The organism is Prevotella sp. P4-67, assembly GCF_002251325.1.
Taxonomy (GTDB): Bacteria; Bacteroidota; Bacteroidia; order Bacteroidales; family Bacteroidaceae; genus Prevotella.
The window spans coordinates 25,258-39,810 of sequence record NZ_NPJL01000066.1 but is presented as its reverse complement, the minus strand read 5'-3'; the positions used below and the strand labels follow the sequence as shown (position 1 = coordinate 39,810).

The following is a 14,553-nucleotide window of genomic DNA, read 5'->3' as shown; positions in this document are numbered from 1 at the left end:
TTTGTTCATAGTTACTTGAATTGAAATTTACAACAAGAAACAAAGGTAACTAAAAGGGCTGAATTCCAAGCGAGGAATCCAGCCCTAATTTTTATATGCTCAAAAAAAGTTTTAGCGGACAGCAATAATCCAGAATTGGGGTAAACTATACACTTTCTCTAACGAATAATCAACCAAATACACACTTTTTCTAACGAAAAAGAGACATTCTGCAAGAGCTTTTAGGGATAATATCCACTAAAGCTACTTACAGATTGTCTCACTACTAACCGGATTGCTTATCGCAACTAAAACTACATTTATTCAGAATATTTCATTCAATCTTCAAAGTCTTAGTCATTCCAAAAATCGCCGCGACCAGTATGTCCGTCACCATTTTCCTCATCAAAGAGAGAAGAGTCACGTTTTGGGGCAAACCCACATCCTATCTGTCCACCTTCGCTTCCACAAAGAAGAGACTCGATTCTAACTTTATACACATTGACTTCCGGCTTAATATAACTTTTCATATTTCCTTGGTTTCTTATTTGATAAATTTCTTTCCATTATGAATATACACTCCTTTGACAGGACGTGACACCTTTACTCCCTGAAGGGTATAGAACGATGCGTTGCCGTCTGTACTATTCGGCTTGACTTCTGTTATAGCAGTAGTGCTTCCGCCATCATCTTCGTCATCGAAGACAATAGCCATCTTGGCAAGCGACTGATTATTCAGGTCCGTCTCATTTCCGAGAAACTGTCCGTTAAAATCGATATACCCGAACTTCGCTCCTACCCCACCGTCTACAGCACCATTTGCCGGAATACTCAGGTACGCCTTGTTGGCTTCGCTTCTACCATTCTGCGTAAGGCGGAAGAAACCGATATAGTCGTCTCCGGTCTGATATTGCTTGTAATAGTTTGTGGAATGGAAGTTTGCAAGGCCGAAGAAACGATGGAGTATTTTTCCATCAGCATCGGTATCAGCGTTTCCGAGATTGTCGATAGCCGTGACTGTCGGCTTGAGATAGTTGTTCCATTCTTGACCGGCATACTCGTCTGCCTTTGTCCACACTGCCGTGTAATTATCACCTTCTAACGGCATTTCAGCCGGTGCTTCCCTCAAGGAGAAATTCAGTGTGGCATAGTCTGAGAATGATTCTCCCTCTGGTACTTCCCCTACGAGTACCACTCCCATATTTGCCGGAATATACTTGAGCTGACGAAGATAAACCGTACCCATACGCTGTGAAAGTGGGTCTCCTGCATTCTCCGGTTTTTTGTAGCGATATGCCTCATACACTTTCACGTTGTCGTCGACAGGTGCCATTGCCACATTGTTGCTGTATGTACGGATAAACTTCCCTACACAATAGGTGAAAGGCATCTTGATGACTTTTGTTTCTGATATGGTATAGCGAGAGATGTCTTTACCATCCTTGTCGAGCTCTGGGTAGAACCTTATCGTCCATATTCCTGCGGGACGGTTCCAGAGGATATCCTTCTTATTAGGAGTTGTGCTTCCGAAGCCCTCCTCATCCTCTCTCGCCGTTTTACGGAACTGCACGTCGTTTGCATCGTCAGCCATACATGAGTGGTTGCCATCATCGGCGGCATCATAAGCAGATCTTGCAAATCCGGTATTGTTTGTAATATTGTTGTCCGTCTCGCCCCAGTTCTGGTCTGCGTCATGGTTGGCAACAAACCTGAAATGCGATTTGGCGTATTTTGCGTCTACAGTAGATATCGTCAGCGAGAAGCAATGCTCGTTGTCATCATACTTCATGTCTCCTGCGGTAGAAGTATACTGCCAATTGCCCGTTGCTGCATCATAAGTTCCTTCCACGGCATCGCCTATCATAGACATGGTTTTTATCAGGGACTCAGCATCGTCAGCATTGCCGTTGATTATCTCTATACTGCCCGACAGACCATAACTGCCGTCTTGCATTGACAAATCGTTATTTCCTTTGTTAGGATTATAGTGTATTCTCTTTATACCCTGCAGATGAAGGGTGAAAGGTTTCTGGTTAGCCCATACCTTGTCACGATACTCGCTGGTAGAATTGTAGTCAACACCTCCGTTGCCGAGGAAGAATAGTTTATCGTGAGTTCCGGAATTGTTGTTTACGCTCTTTGTGGCATGAATATCCGGCGTTGCCGTTTTAGCCTGAGCAAGTGTCCCTGTAGAGGATACGTCATTCACAATATAATCGATTGCCCAATAGCTGTTGGAACCATCAAAATAGAGCGGAGCTTCCATCTTGTCGCTGAATTTTCCCTGGCCACCTGTACGAGTGTCATAGAGCGGCTGCGCCGTAGCCCCTTCCTTGTTGTCAATAAAATAAGTCACACGTGTATTGGCATCATGCTTCACCTGCCAGTCGGAGGGGTTTCCGTCTTTGTCAAGCCTAAAGCTGAAGGTATACATGCCATCGTCGTCTGTCACTCCGTCATTGCGGGTCACGAGATTCCAGTAGTTGTTGCCCTCTGCCATTCTCGCAGAACCGACAAGTGTCTTTGCCCCTGTTGTTCCACAAATAGTTCCCACAGCTTCGTTTGTTGACGGCCATGCGCTGGTATTATCCTTTGCACCATGCAGGTTGAATACCTCGCCCGGTCCGTAAACCATCTTATTGTCATACTCGTCAACAGCAAGAATCTGTGCATGTGCCGTGAGGCATGCCGGGATGCTGAACGAATAGCTCTTGTCCCTTTGCTGTTCGAATTTGAAATACACATGTTTTTTATAGTTTATCGTTGTGCCGTCGCCCCCCGGATTATATTCTCCACCTTTATTATATGGCGAGAAGAAATTGCCCACGAGATAGTAACCCGGTTCGACATCTGTTGCAGGCCCTACAACAGGCCCACCGCTTCCTCCTGTGGAAGTTTTCTTTCCTTCTATCCATACGCGGCGCGTCGCGCCTTCTGTGATGTCCACATTAACCGTGAGATATTCATATTCGCCCGCCGTATAGCTTACTTTCCAGGCTTTATCACTTCCGTTTGATATATTATTATAATAGGTGGGATTTTGTGTTCCTTCCTCGTTTATCGTAAGCGGATCACCATTGACTTCAGGCTGCATCTGATTACTCTCCCCTGACACTCCGATACGGAACCAGAAACTCGTTTCGGGCATGGAAGTGATTTTAAGGGAATACACATTGTCGCCATAAGAAGTGTTCTGAGCAAGCTGATGGTTGCTTGGCACTTTATACTCACCAACGATACCGTTGATTTTTTTGGGCTGTAAGCAGATATACATCTGCTGCCTTCATCTCCAATATTGTCCCAAGCATCAACATAAGGACAAATAGGCTTTTAGTTAATTTTTTCATCTTTTCAGAATTATCGCGTTATTAATAGATATGCTACGTTTTTAGTTAGTAGAGCAGGTCCTGCACATTATGCAGAACCAAGACCATCCTCGTTCTTTGGTTTTTTTCGACTGCAAATATATGTATTTTTGCATTACGCTATATTAGGGAAGATGGAAAATATGGGGAAAAAGTTATGCAAACGTTTGCACCGCCATCGTCTCAACCCTCTGAATAATGCAAGATTTCCAATGAGTTATGCTGTACTGAATCTAACTATGTTGCCAACGGACGACATTGCCTATATAGAAGCTTTTGGCAACTACTGTGACGTGCATCTCTTCAACGGAGAGTCGGTGACGATGACGTTCCAGTTGCACTACTTTGTGGAAGCCTTTAACAAGCTGAAGCAGAATTTCTTTACGCGTGTTGGCAAGAGTCTGATAGTAAACACAAATTATGTTTACGCCATCATACCGCCCAAAACTAACTACTAATACTTTCTTCATTGCTTTTCTATACATAATTAGGCTATGTATATGCCATAAGCAAATCGTTGCAGATGGTTTTTATGAAATGATATAGAAAATGTATAAAACTACACTATAGGTCGTAAATGTAATTTTTGAAGGGCACGGCAGGATTATAATAAAAGAGTCCTGCAAGTCTTTCGACTTACAGGACTCTGTTGCGGAGAGAGGGGGATTCGAACCCCCGATACGCTTTTGGCGTATACACGCTTTCCAGGCGTGCCTCTTAAGCCACTCGAGCATCTCTCCTCTTAGCTCGTGCAAAAGTACGAAAAAACTTTGGTAATCGTGGCTTTTGTCTTCAGTTTTTTTATATTTACCCTATTTTATTCCGAAGATACGTTCTACATTCCTGTTGGTCTGCTGGGCCACCTCGTCGTCGCTCACGCCGTAGCAGACGGCCAGGCAGCGCATCACGTCGGCCACATAGGCACTCTCGTTGCGCTTTCCGCGATGGGGGACGGGCGCCATATAGGGGCTGTCGGTCTCGAGGACGATGCGGCTGAGCGGCACGACGGCGGGGAGGTCATCGCGGAGATGGCTGCTCTTGAAGGTGAGCACACCGCCTATACCCAGGCTGAACCGCTCGAAGCCGAGGAGCTCCTGGGCTTCGTTCTGGTTGCCAGTAAAGCAGTGGAATACGCCGCCCACCAGTTCCTGCTCATACTTGCGCAGTAGCTTTACCATCTCGTTCTGCCCCTTGCGGCAGTGTATCATCAGTGGCAGCCGATACTCTATTGCCCATTGCACCTGCCGCTCAAAGGCAAGCAACTGCTCGTGTTCATATTCGCGCGACCAGTAGTAGTCGAGGCCCACTTCGCCGATGGCTATAAACTCCTGCTTGCCGTTGCGGTCGGCGTCGAGCATCGTCTGCATCGTGTCGAGCTGCTTAGCCCAGTCTTCGCGCACCTCTTCGGGATGCAGACCTATCATGGGATAGGCGTAGCCAGGGTATTGGTGGCAGACATCGAGCACCGTGGCGACGCTCTTCACGTCGATGGCGGGAATGAAGACGCTGCCTACGCCTGCCGCCTTGGCCCGGGCGATGACCTCGGGCCTGTCGGTGGCAAACTCTTCGCCGTCGAGATGCGTATGTGTGTCTATGAATGTTGTCATCAGTACTGGCGTTTCATCATTCGTTCGGCATAGCGTCTCAGTTCTATCTTGCGCGACTCGTCTACGTTTACTGCCTCGAGATAGCGATGACTCTCCGTGAAGTAGAAGGCTATCTTCTCGGTAGCCATTCTATCGATACCAATCTCGTTGTACAGTCTGGTCACAGCCTCAATCTTCTCCTTCGGCCTGTCATTGATGGCGAGCCACTGCTCGAGCTCCTTGCGCTGGCAGTCGTTGGCATGGGCGAGAGCATTGATGAGCATGAAGGTCTTCTTACCGGCGAGGATGTCGCCGCCGATAGCCTTGCCAAACACCTTGGTATCGCCATAGACATCGAGGAAATCGTCCTGCAATTGGAAGGCCAGTCCTATCTTTTCGCCGAAGCGGTAGAGGTTGTCGCAGTCGGCCTCGGGAGCGTCGGCCAGCAGCGCGCCAATCTTCAGCGCGCACGCCAGCAGCACGCTGGTCTTCAGGCGTATCATTTCGATGTACTCTGCCTCTGTCACATCATTGCGCTGCTCGAACTCCATGTCATACTGCTGACCTTCGCCTATCTCCAGAGCCGTCTCGGTGAAGAGGTTGAGCACGTCGGCCAGCTTGTCGCGACGGCACTGGGCCATGCGCTGATAGGCGAGCACCAGCATGGAGTCGCCGCTGAGTATGGCAGTGTTGGCGTCCCAACGGCGGTGCACGGTCATGTGACCGCGGCGCAGGTCGGCATTGTCCATCAGGTCGTCGTGGAGCAGTGTATAGTTGTGGTAGGTCTCCAGGGCGCAGGCGGGCATAAGGATAGACTCAGGGTCGTCCTTGTAGAGATTGTACGCCAGCAGCATGAGCGTGGGGCGGATGCGTTTGCCACCCAGAGAGAGTACATACTTGACGGGTTCATAAAGACTAAACGGTTTTCTGTCATAAGGCAGATGCTCAAGGAATTCATTGAACTTGGCAAGAATTTCGTCGGCTGTCATCATAATTATCTTGTTTTAGGGATTCTACAACTGGAACACTATGGGGATGGCGAATAGCGTGCGGCAGGGCTTGTCGTTCTCCTTGCCGGGCTTCCACCGGGGCATTATCTTGACCACGCGCATCGCCTCGCGGTCCAGCAGCGGATGTACCGACTGCTCTATCTTGGGCGAGGATATGCTGCCGTCGCGGTTGATGATAAACGACACCACCACCTTGCCCTGTATGCCGCCCCGCTGGGCTTCGGCGGGATAGCAGAGGTTCTGCGTGAGCCATTTGGTGAACGCCTCCATGCCGCCCTCAAACTGTGGAATCTGCTCGACCACCCTGAAGTGGATGGGCTTGTCGTCGGCAGGAGTCTGGGGTATGGCCTCGCTCACATGGGCCTTGTCCGTGAGAGCCTCGTCGCCGCCCGTCACTAAGGTGGGCCCCTCGGCGCTGTTGTCTGTGGCCTCGTCGGTCTGCGAGTCCACCTCCTTGTCTACCGCCTTGACCTGTGTGGTCACCGGCTTGTCGGGCTGGGTGGCAGCCATCATGTCTGGCTGGGTGGCGGGAGTCTGCATGTCTATGTCCTGCACCATCTCGTCGAGCGAGTCGTCGGTTGGGTAGGGCTGGGATATAGAGGTATACTCGAGGGCGACGTAGAGGATGGACAGGGCAAGCACCACACCCAGCAGGAAGCTCGGAAGGCGCTTGCTGTCGATGTCGCCAGAGTTGGTATGAGATGCTTTGTCCATTGTCGGCAATTATTTTGTGTCGTCTGCATTAATTCATATGCAAATTTAACTCAGTTTTTTGAAAAAACTCGTAACTTTGCGAAATAATCAGGTAAATAGATGAAAAAAAGTACATTTACTCTCCTGCTTTTACTGTTAGCTCTGTCATGCCGGGCACAGGAGAGCCAGACAGCATACAACTTTCTGCGACTGCCGGTGAGTGCGCATGCTGCGGCGTTGGGTGGCGACAACATCACGCTGACCGACGAGGATGCCTCTCTTGCCTTCCACAATCCCGCCCTGCTTTCATCGGTGAGCGACAAGACCATCGGTTTCAACTATATGAACTACATGTCGGGTGCCAATATGCTCAGTGCATCTTACTCCTTGGTATTGGCAGACCGCGCGTCACTGGGTTTCGGGGCGCAGTACATCAACTATGGCACGATGCGGCGCACCGATGCGAGCAACGTGCAGACTGGCGAGTTCTCCGCCAAGGATCTTGCCCTCTCCGCCACCTTTGCCTATCTGCTTACCGACCGCCTGGCGGGAGGCATCACCGCCCGCATGGTGACGTCGTATATCGGCGACTACAACTCCATTGCGGCGGGATTTGACCTGGGGCTCAACTACTACGACGCCGACCGGGAGTGGTCGCTGTCGCTGGTCGCCAAGAACCTGGGAGGCCAGCTCAAAGCCTACAACGACGACTATGAGTCGATGCCCATCGATGTGCAGCTCGGAGCCAGCAAGCGCATCGAGCATACGCCTTTCCGCATCTCTGCCACGATGGTCGACATGAACCATTGGGATTACAAGTTCATCTACCACTGGGTCTTGGGCGTCGACGTGTTGCTCTCCGATAACATCTACGTGGCCGCTGGATACAATATGCGCCGTGCCAACGAGATGAAGATAGTGAGCGGCGACGACGAAGAGAGCAGCCACGGCGCCGGACTGTCCTTGGGTGCCGGACTGTCGCTCGAGCGGTTCAAGATAGGCGTCGCCTATGGCAAGTATCATGTGTCGAGCTCGTCGCTCGTCATCAATGCAGCTTATACATTATAATATTATATATATGAAGAAAATTGTGATAGCCATCGACGGCCACTCGTCGTGTGGCAAGAGTACCATGGCCAAAGACCTGGCTCGCGAGATAGGTTATGTCTATGTCGATACGGGCGCCATGTATCGTGCTGTGACCCTCTATGCCCTCCGTGCGGGACTCTTCGGTGCCGACGGCAGCATAGACAGCGAGCGCCTGCAGCAGCTGATGCCGCAGATACAGATTACCTTCAAGTTCAACGCCGAGACAGGACGCCCCGACACCTATCTCAACGGCTCTCTGGTAGAGCGCGAGATACGTTCGATCGAGGTGAGTTCGCATGTGAGCCCCGTGGCCACGCTCGCTTTTGTGCGCTCAGCCATGGTCGAGCAGCAGCAGGCTATGGGCCGCGACAAGGGCATCGTGATGGACGGCCGCGACATCGGCACCACCGTCTTCCCCGATGCCGAGCTCAAGATTTTTGTCACCGCCTCGGCCGAGGTGCGTGCCCAGCGCCGTTACGATGAGCTCAAGGCCAAGGGTATGGAGGCCGACTACGACGATATCCTTAAGAATGTGCAGGAGCGCGACTATATCGACTCCCACCGCGAGGTATCTCCGCTGCGCCAGGCCGACGATGCCATACTTCTGGACAACAGCCACATGACTATCCCTGAACAGAAGCAGTGGCTCATGGACCAGTATCTCGCCAAAGTCAACGCATAGACGCCATACCATTGCTCTCGGGCATACCGCCACGAGAGATATCCAGGGGAAGAGCCGTTCCCCTGGATTTTTTTTGCCCCAGGCTTTTCCCCCGGCTGCTCTCCCCGCACGTTTCATCCCCGCTATTCTTCCCGTCGCCGATGATGGCTGTGGCGAGTGCGTTTTCCCGTCTTTCATGCCAGCCTATCGGCTATCGCGGGGCGCCCCGCCGCGCAGACGGTCTGCCTCCCCGGAAGAACCAATCGTGTTGACTTTCTTCTCCATTCGCCATTGCGCTCATAGTGAGCTGCTTTGCGCCCGCCGCGGTTGACTCTCGAGGCTCGTATCGTATGACACGAAGGCTCGTGACATAAGGCACGTGAGCTCGTAACGTATGATACGTGGGCTCGTGTCTATTGATACGAGCCAGCCCAGATGACCTCCTCGCCGCCAGAGTCGGCTTCGGCGCGGACATCTCTGATGGCGATGCCGCTGTCGATGCCCTCCCAGCCCACGCCGCTGCCAGCCAATTCTGCCAAACAGACAGCCGGGGCATCCTGCTTGGTCGAGGATGCCCCGGCTGGGGTCATGAGGGCGGCGCTGGCAGGCGCTGCCGTAGTATGGGGAACTGCTCCGGTGGCTTAGAGCGCCACGGGCATGATGAAGGTGCGGATGAGGGCATAGGCCATGATGCCGGCGATATAGCCCACAAAGGCTATCCATGTGATGCGGCGCATGTACCATCCGAAGGAGATGCGCTCGAGGCCCATGACCACTACGCCTGCTGCCGAACCGATGATGAGCATCGAGCCGCCCACTCCGGCACAGTAGGCCAGCAGCTGCCAGAATATGCCGTCGACAGCCATGTCGCCTGTGGGTACCACGGGATACATGCCCATACATCCTGCCACGAGGGGCACATTGTCGACGATGCTCGACAGTACGCCTATCACGCCGGTGACGAGATAGTGGTTGCCCTGGAATACGTCGTTGAGCGTCTCGCCCAAGGCTACCAGCACGCCGGTCTGCTCGAGACAGGCCACAGCCATGAGGATGCCCAGGAAGAAGAGTATGGTAGAGAGGTCGATGCGCGAGAGCAGCGTAGCCACACGCTTCTGCATGCAGGTGCGGTCGCTCTGCTGGCGCAGATGGCGGTAGAAGACCTCGGTGACGGTCCACAGGGTGCCCAGTACGAGGAGGATGCCCACAAAGGGAGGCAGATGGGTGATGGCCTTGAAGATGGGCACGAAGATGAGTCCGCCTACGCCCACATAGAACACGATGCGGCGCTGCGACTCGGTGAAGTCGAGCTCTGCGGTCTCGGTCTTGGTGCTGTCGTCAGCCTCGGCCAGCGTGCCCTTGAGGGTAAACTGCAGGATAAAGGCGGGCACCACCATCGAGATGAGCGAGGGGATGAGCAGTTCGCTGATTACGCCGAGGGCTGTCACCACGCCCTTGTTCCAGAGCATGATGGTGGTCACGTCGCCTATGGGCGAGAACGCGCCGCCCGAGTTGGCGGCTATGATGACCATCGAGGCGTAGATGATGCGCGTGGGGCGGTCTTCGACCAGCTTGCGCAGTATCATCACCATGACGATGCTGGTGGTGAGGTTGTCCAGTATGGCTGATAGGAAGAATGTGGCGATGCTGATGCGCCATAGCAGCGCTCTCTTGCTGCGGGTCTGCATCACGCCGCGCACCCAGTTGAAGCCACCGTTCTGGTCGACCACCTCGACGATGGTCATCGCTCCCATGAGGAAGAACAGGGTGGTAGAGGTGCTGCCCAGATGGTGCTCGATGACGGCGCTCACCTGGTTGGCGATGTCGGAGCCGCATCCGTTGATGTAGGCTGCCGGGTCTATCATGAACAGCGTCCAGCACGCCACAAACATAAGCAGCGCTATGGCTGCCTTGTTGACACGTGTCAGGCTCTCGAGCGCGATAAGCAGATAGCCGAACACAAAAACGATGATGATTGCAATAGTCAGTGTACTCATTGTTTTTAGTTAAACGTTAATGGATGGATATACTTTAATTGTTAGGATTAGCCTACCTGCCCGCCATCACCGCAGTCCTTGCCGCTGCGGTGGTGGGGTGGGTGTATGAGGGGGTGTGGGCCGTCAGGGTCTGTGCCAGGATGGTCTACTTTTCCTCTGCCTTGGTCTTGGGCAGTACCAGATTGAGCACCACGCCGATGACCGCCGACAGACCTATGCCCGAGATGGCAAACGAGCCTCCGGAGAGCACGGCGCCGCCGAGGCCCATAGTGAGCATCACGGAGATGATTATCACGTTGCGCGTGTCGTTCATGTCCACGCGGTGCTGCATCAGGTTCTGCACGCCCACGCTGGCTATGGTGCCGAAGAGCAGCAGCATGATGCCGCCCAGCACGGCCTGGGGGATAGACTGGAGCAGCGCGCTGAGCTTGCCCACGACAGAGAAGCAGATGGCGGTAAGGGCAGAGATGCGTATCACGGCAGGGCTGGTCACCTTGGTGATAGACATGGCTCCTGTCACTTCCGAATAGGTGGTCTCGGGAGGTCCTCCAAGAAACGCGGAACACAGACAGGCGAGACCGTCGCCAAGCATGGTGCGGTGGAGACCAGGGTCTTTGACGAAATCCTTGTCTGCCACGGCGCTCACCACATAGACATCGCCGATATGCTCTATCACCGGCGCTATGGCTACGGGCAACATGTAGAGGAAGGGGCTCCAGCTGAAGTGGGTGATGGTATCAAAGGCCACCGGCATGGCTATCCACGAGGCATTGGCCACGCCCGTGAAGTCTACCTCGCCCATGCACACCGCCACGATATATCCCACTGCCACGCCCGAGAGTATGGGCACCAGCTTCATCAGTCCGCGGCAGAGCGTGAGCACCAGTATGGCGGTGATAAGCGATACGAAGGCGAGCAACCAGTGGTCTTTGGCCATGTTGACGGCACTGCCCGAGAGCGAGAGGCCGATGAGGATGATGACGGGGCCTATCACCACCGGCGGAAAGAGCCTGTCGAGCAGTTTGCGCCCCTGCCACTTGACCAGAGCGCTCATCACAAAGTAGACAAGCGACACGCTGGTGAGTCCGGCTATGGTTCCGGGGAGTCCCCACTGCTGGGTGGCGGCTATGATAGGGGCGATAAAGGCAAACGAGCTGCCCAGGAAGATAGGTACGCGCCCCTTGGTGACAACATGGAAGATGAGGGTGCCCACACCGGCGGTGAAGAGTGCCGTGGCGGGATTGATGCCAATAAGAAGGGGTACCAGCACCGTAGCACCAAAGGCTACGAAGAGAAACTGCACACCCACGATGGTCTTCTTGGCAGGCGATAATTGTTCTGTGTTCATGACAAGTTAGATGATGTTGATTATAAATCTTGGCAAATGTATATGTTTTTTTCTGAACTACATCGCGTTTGCCCTATTTTTTTCCTCCATGGGAAGAATTTTAACCTAAAAACTTGCAGGTTACAGATAAAGAGTGTATTTTTGAATTCCCAAACCTGCCCCATGTCTCTCGCTCAGAAGAGGAAACCGTAGCCCGGAGAACATCGGTAAGGAGTGGCGGAATGAGCCGCCCCGTGGCTCTGCCGGCAACAGTCGGTCGCCCGCCAAGCCTCTGGCCCGCGCCCGCAAGCATGGCTCCGTCGCCGCGCAACGGGGTGGGGCGCGCAGGAGAAGTCACAGAAATGACACAAACTATAATTAAAAATTACATGAAAATGCCTAACTTCAAGAGAGTAGCTATCGCGCTGACAGCACTGCTGCTTACTGCCACATCGGCAAGCGCCAAGTATGAACCCACCGCAGACAATCTGCAGGCCAGAAAGGAATTCCGCGACATGGGCTTTGGTGTCTTCCTCCACTGGGGTCTCTACAGTATGCTTGCCACTGGCGAGTGGACTATGACCAACAAGAACCTGAACTATCATGAGTATGAGAAGCTCGCCAAAGGTTTCTACCCCGCTGAGTTTGACGCTGCCAAGTGGGTCAGTGCTATCAAAGCGTCGGGTGCCAAGTACATCTGCTTCACCACTCGTCATCACGAGGGTTTCTCTATGTTCAAGACCAAGTACAGTAAATATAATATTGTAGACGGCACTCCCTTCAAGCGCGACATCCTCAAGGAACTTGCCGACGAGTGTCATCGCCAGGGCATCGCCCTCCATCTCTACTACTCGCATCTGGACTGGTATCGCGAGGACTACCCCTGGGGACGCACCGGAAGAGGTACCGGACGACCCAGCGCCAAGGGCGACTGGAAGAGCTATTACCAGTTTATGAACAACCAGCTGACCGAGCTGCTTACCAACTATGGTAAGATTGGTGCCATCTGGTTTGACGGATGGTGGGACCACAAGGAAGACCCCAACTTCGACTGGCAGCTGCCCGAGCAGTATGCCCTCATCCACGGTCTGCAGCCCGCCTGTCTCGTCGGCAACAACCACCACGTCACTCCTTTCGATGGTGAGGATATGCAAATCTTCGAGCGCGACCTGCCTGGTGAGAACACCGCCGGACTCTCTGGCCAGGACATCAGCCGTCTGCCCCTCGAGACCTGCGAGACCATGAACGGTATGTGGGGTTATAAGATTACCGACCAGAACTATAAGAACAAGAAGACACTGGTGCAGTATCTCGTCCGCGCTGCTGGCAAGAACGCCAACCTGCTCATGAACATCGGCCCTCAGCCCGACGGCAATCTCCCGGAGGTGGCCGTGAGTCGTCTGGCCGAAATGGGTGAGTGGATGAAGACCTACGGCGAGACCATCTATGGTTGTCGTGCAGGCATCGTGGCTCCCCACAACTGGGGCGTGACCACCCAGAAGGGCAATAAGCTCTATGTGCACATCCTCGACCTCAAGGACAAGGGCCTCTTCCTCCCCACTGGCGACAAGAAGATAAAGAGCGCTGTCGACTTCGTCACCCGTAGGCCTGTCAAGATGGCCAAGAGCGGCGACGGCATCACTCTGTTGCTCAACGAGGTGCCCACCGAGATAGACAAGGTGATAGAACTGGAACTGAAATAAGTAGAACGAAGCATGGGAAGAAACAAATTCTCACAGACTGAAATCATTCAAATAGCAAAACTGCTCAGACTGAAGAACGCAGGTAACCGCGCCCAGCAGAAGCAGGTAAGACATGAACTCAGAGTCAATTACGAGTTCAACATCTCTGACTTCAACGAGCCTGGCCGCGCTTTCGGCGAAGACGAATTGCAGGCCGCGATTGACCGTGGCGCCATTCAGATACTCGACGACGCCACTATTGCCAACATGAAGGCCAAGCGTGCCCGCGACCGTGCCCGCGATGAGGCTGAACGCCAGCGCCAGGCAGTGGAAAGTGGCGAGCAGACCGACTGGCAACAGGCTATGCGAGAGTGGGAGGACTGGGAAAAAGCGCAGAAATGACCGCACAGGTCCTGCCCATAGTCAGGACCGTTCCAGCGTCCATCACAGTCTGGACAGCAATCAACAGAAAATGGGGGAAAACCAAAGGCACAATGCCAGTGGTTTTCCCCCATCTCGTATAGATAGTCTTCTGTGTCGTATAGTTTTGCTCCAGTGTCGCCGGGGTCATCTCTCAGCCAGTGGGGATGGCCTTACAGCTTGTATTGCATGTGCTTCATGGCGTGTCCGCCCCAAGCAGAGTCGTCAACATGCACAAAACCTATGCGGGAGTAGAGCTTCTCGGCCTTGGGGTTGCCCTTGTCTACGAGCAGACCTACTGCCGGCAGTCCCAGGGTGCGTGCCTTGTCTATCGTAGCCTCGATGAGCTGCGAGGCGATGCCCTTGCCGCGGTACTCGGGCTTCACACAGATGCTGTCGATATAGAGTTCGCCAGCCTGGGTTTCGTCGTCGATGGCAGAGAAGTCACGGCCAAAGCGGTGGAGGGCCTCTCCGATGAACGCCTGGCGCAATTGGTGCAGCTGTCCGCCATCATAGCTCACGCAGATGCCGGCGATGTCGTCGCCGTCGAGGGCTACCAGCGTGTTGAGATGACTGTACTGACTGTCGGTGCGCTCTACCAGAGCGGTCATCATGTCTTCAAACTCGTCGAGCGTATGGTTGTCGCCGGCGAAGTACTGGCAGCACTCGTAGTTCATGGCCACCATGATGAGCCGGGCTATCTCGCGCGACTGTAGGGGTGTTGCGGTGATAGTCTTCATGTCG

14 protein-coding genes and 1 tRNA gene are annotated in these 14,553 nt (G+C 53.4%); 5 read left to right on the top strand and 10 right to left on the bottom strand.

From position 1 onward, the window contains the following. Positions 1 to 332 precede the first annotated feature (332 nt). Positions 333 to 509: a hypothetical protein gene (locus CIK92_RS13840; protein WP_158214789.1), complete on the bottom strand. Its 177-nt coding sequence runs from the start codon at positions 507 to 509 to the stop codon at positions 333 to 335. Positions 510 to 523: 14 nt separating this feature from the next. Further along, complete coding sequence (locus tag CIK92_RS11775; protein ID WP_094389196.1) at positions 524 to 3,253, bottom strand: hypothetical protein; 2,730 nt, start codon at positions 3,251 to 3,253, stop codon at positions 524 to 526. Between the two features lie 330 nt (positions 3,254 to 3,583). Between CIK92_RS11775 and CIK92_RS11770 the strand changes: the two genes are divergently transcribed. Further along, on the top strand, positions 3,584 to 3,802 hold the full coding sequence (locus CIK92_RS11770) for a LytTR family DNA-binding domain-containing protein (protein WP_158214788.1): 219 nt from the start codon (positions 3,584 to 3,586) through the stop codon (positions 3,800 to 3,802). A gap of 194 nt (positions 3,803 to 3,996) precedes the next feature. Here CIK92_RS11770 and CIK92_RS11765 read toward each other — a convergent pair. The 4 genes from CIK92_RS11765 to CIK92_RS11750 form a co-directional block, all read right to left on the bottom strand. Continuing rightward, positions 3,997 to 4,084: transfer RNA gene (locus CIK92_RS11765), tRNA-Ser, on the bottom strand. Between the two features lie 72 nt (positions 4,085 to 4,156). Further along, positions 4,157 to 4,951, bottom strand: coding sequence for a TatD family hydrolase (locus tag CIK92_RS11760; protein WP_094389195.1), 795 nt, complete (start codon positions 4,949 to 4,951; stop codon positions 4,157 to 4,159). After that, complete coding sequence (locus CIK92_RS11755) at positions 4,951 to 5,922, bottom strand: polyprenyl synthetase family protein (protein ID WP_173823845.1); 972 nt, start codon at positions 5,920 to 5,922, stop codon at positions 4,951 to 4,953. Before CIK92_RS11755 ends, CIK92_RS11760 begins: the two co-directional genes overlap by 1 nt. Positions 5,923 to 5,943: 21 nt before the next feature. Next, positions 5,944 to 6,654: an energy transducer TonB gene (locus CIK92_RS11750; RefSeq protein WP_094389194.1), complete on the bottom strand. Its 711-nt coding sequence runs from the start codon at positions 6,652 to 6,654 to the stop codon at positions 5,944 to 5,946. Between the two features lie 99 nt (positions 6,655 to 6,753). Between CIK92_RS11750 and porQ the strand changes: the two genes are divergently transcribed. Further along, positions 6,754 to 7,701, top strand: coding sequence for a type IX secretion system protein PorQ (porQ, locus tag CIK92_RS11745; protein WP_094389193.1), 948 nt, complete (start codon positions 6,754 to 6,756; stop codon positions 7,699 to 7,701). 10 nt (positions 7,702 to 7,711) lie between these two features. Continuing rightward, entirely contained in the window at positions 7,712 to 8,404 is a 693-nt protein-coding gene (gene cmk, locus CIK92_RS11740) for a (d)CMP kinase (RefSeq protein ID WP_022311278.1), read from the top strand. Between the two features lie 392 nt (positions 8,405 to 8,796). On the opposite strand, the gene CIK92_RS13835 is transcribed toward cmk, so the two are convergent. The 3 genes from CIK92_RS13835 to CIK92_RS11730 all read right to left on the bottom strand — a co-directional run bounded on the left by CIK92_RS13835 (position 8,797) and on the right by CIK92_RS11730 (position 11,728). Then, positions 8,797 to 8,973, bottom strand: coding sequence for a hypothetical protein (locus CIK92_RS13835; protein WP_158214787.1), 177 nt, complete (start codon positions 8,971 to 8,973; stop codon positions 8,797 to 8,799). 51 nt (positions 8,974 to 9,024) lie between these two features. After that, the gene (nhaD, locus tag CIK92_RS11735) at positions 9,025 to 10,380 is read right to left on the bottom strand and encodes a sodium:proton antiporter NhaD (protein ID WP_094389192.1); all 1,356 of its coding nucleotides are present in this window, start codon (positions 10,378 to 10,380) and stop codon (positions 9,025 to 9,027) included. Positions 10,381 to 10,525: 145 nt separating this feature from the next. Next, complete coding sequence (locus CIK92_RS11730) at positions 10,526 to 11,728, bottom strand: uracil-xanthine permease family protein (protein ID WP_094389191.1); 1,203 nt, start codon at positions 11,726 to 11,728, stop codon at positions 10,526 to 10,528. Positions 11,729 to 12,096: 368 nt separating this feature from the next. On the opposite strand from CIK92_RS11730, the gene CIK92_RS11725 reads away from it, so the two are divergent. Both CIK92_RS11725 and CIK92_RS11720 read left to right on the top strand, forming a co-directional pair. Further along, a complete protein-coding gene (locus CIK92_RS11725) occupies positions 12,097 to 13,410 on the top strand; it encodes an alpha-L-fucosidase (RefSeq protein ID WP_173823847.1) in 1,314 nt (437 codons plus the stop codon). A gap of 12 nt (positions 13,411 to 13,422) precedes the next feature. Continuing rightward, a complete protein-coding gene (locus tag CIK92_RS11720) occupies positions 13,423 to 13,791 on the top strand; it encodes a hypothetical protein (RefSeq protein ID WP_094389190.1) in 369 nt (122 codons plus the stop codon). Between the two features lie 191 nt (positions 13,792 to 13,982). Here CIK92_RS11720 and CIK92_RS11715 read toward each other — a convergent pair whose 3' ends face one another. Continuing rightward, complete coding sequence (locus CIK92_RS11715) at positions 13,983 to 14,549, bottom strand: GNAT family N-acetyltransferase (protein ID WP_094389189.1); 567 nt, start codon at positions 14,547 to 14,549, stop codon at positions 13,983 to 13,985. Positions 14,550 to 14,553 lie beyond the last annotated feature (4 nt).

Bases quoted from the DNA above. Each gene is read 5' to 3' on its own strand.
- CIK92_RS11760 (WP_094389195.1), bottom strand. From the start codon at position 4,951: ATGACAACATTCATAGACACACATACGCATCTCGACGGCGAAGAGTTT.
- porQ (WP_094389193.1), top strand. From the start codon at position 6,754: ATGAAAAAAAGTACATTTACTCTCCTGCTTTTACTGTTAGCTCTGTCA.
- CIK92_RS11730 (WP_094389191.1), bottom strand. From the start codon at position 11,728: ATGAACACAGAACAATTATCGCCTGCCAAGAAGACCATCGTGGGTGTG.
- CIK92_RS11715 (WP_094389189.1), bottom strand. From the start codon at position 14,549: ATGAAGACTATCACCGCAACACCCCTACAGTCGCGCGAGATAGCCCGG.
- CIK92_RS11720 (WP_094389190.1), top strand. From the start codon at position 13,423: ATGGGAAGAAACAAATTCTCACAGACTGAAATCATTCAAATAGCAAAA.
- CIK92_RS11725 (WP_173823847.1), top strand. From the start codon at position 12,097: ATGAAAATGCCTAACTTCAAGAGAGTAGCTATCGCGCTGACAGCACTG.
- cmk (WP_022311278.1), top strand. From the start codon at position 7,712: ATGAAGAAAATTGTGATAGCCATCGACGGCCACTCGTCGTGTGGCAAG.
- CIK92_RS11775 (WP_094389196.1), bottom strand. From the start codon at position 3,253: ATGTATATCTGCTTACAGCCCAAAAAAATCAACGGTATCGTTGGTGAG.
- CIK92_RS11770 (WP_158214788.1), top strand. From the start codon at position 3,584: ATGTTGCCAACGGACGACATTGCCTATATAGAAGCTTTTGGCAACTAC.
- nhaD (WP_094389192.1), bottom strand. From the start codon at position 10,380: ATGAGTACACTGACTATTGCAATCATCATCGTTTTTGTGTTCGGCTAT.
- CIK92_RS13840 (WP_158214789.1), bottom strand. From the start codon at position 509: ATGAAAAGTTATATTAAGCCGGAAGTCAATGTGTATAAAGTTAGAATC.
- CIK92_RS11750 (WP_094389194.1), bottom strand. From the start codon at position 6,654: ATGGACAAAGCATCTCATACCAACTCTGGCGACATCGACAGCAAGCGC.
- CIK92_RS13835 (WP_158214787.1), bottom strand. From the start codon at position 8,973: ATGACCCCAGCCGGGGCATCCTCGACCAAGCAGGATGCCCCGGCTGTC.
- CIK92_RS11755 (WP_173823845.1), bottom strand. From the start codon at position 5,922: ATGATGACAGCCGACGAAATTCTTGCCAAGTTCAATGAATTCCTTGAG.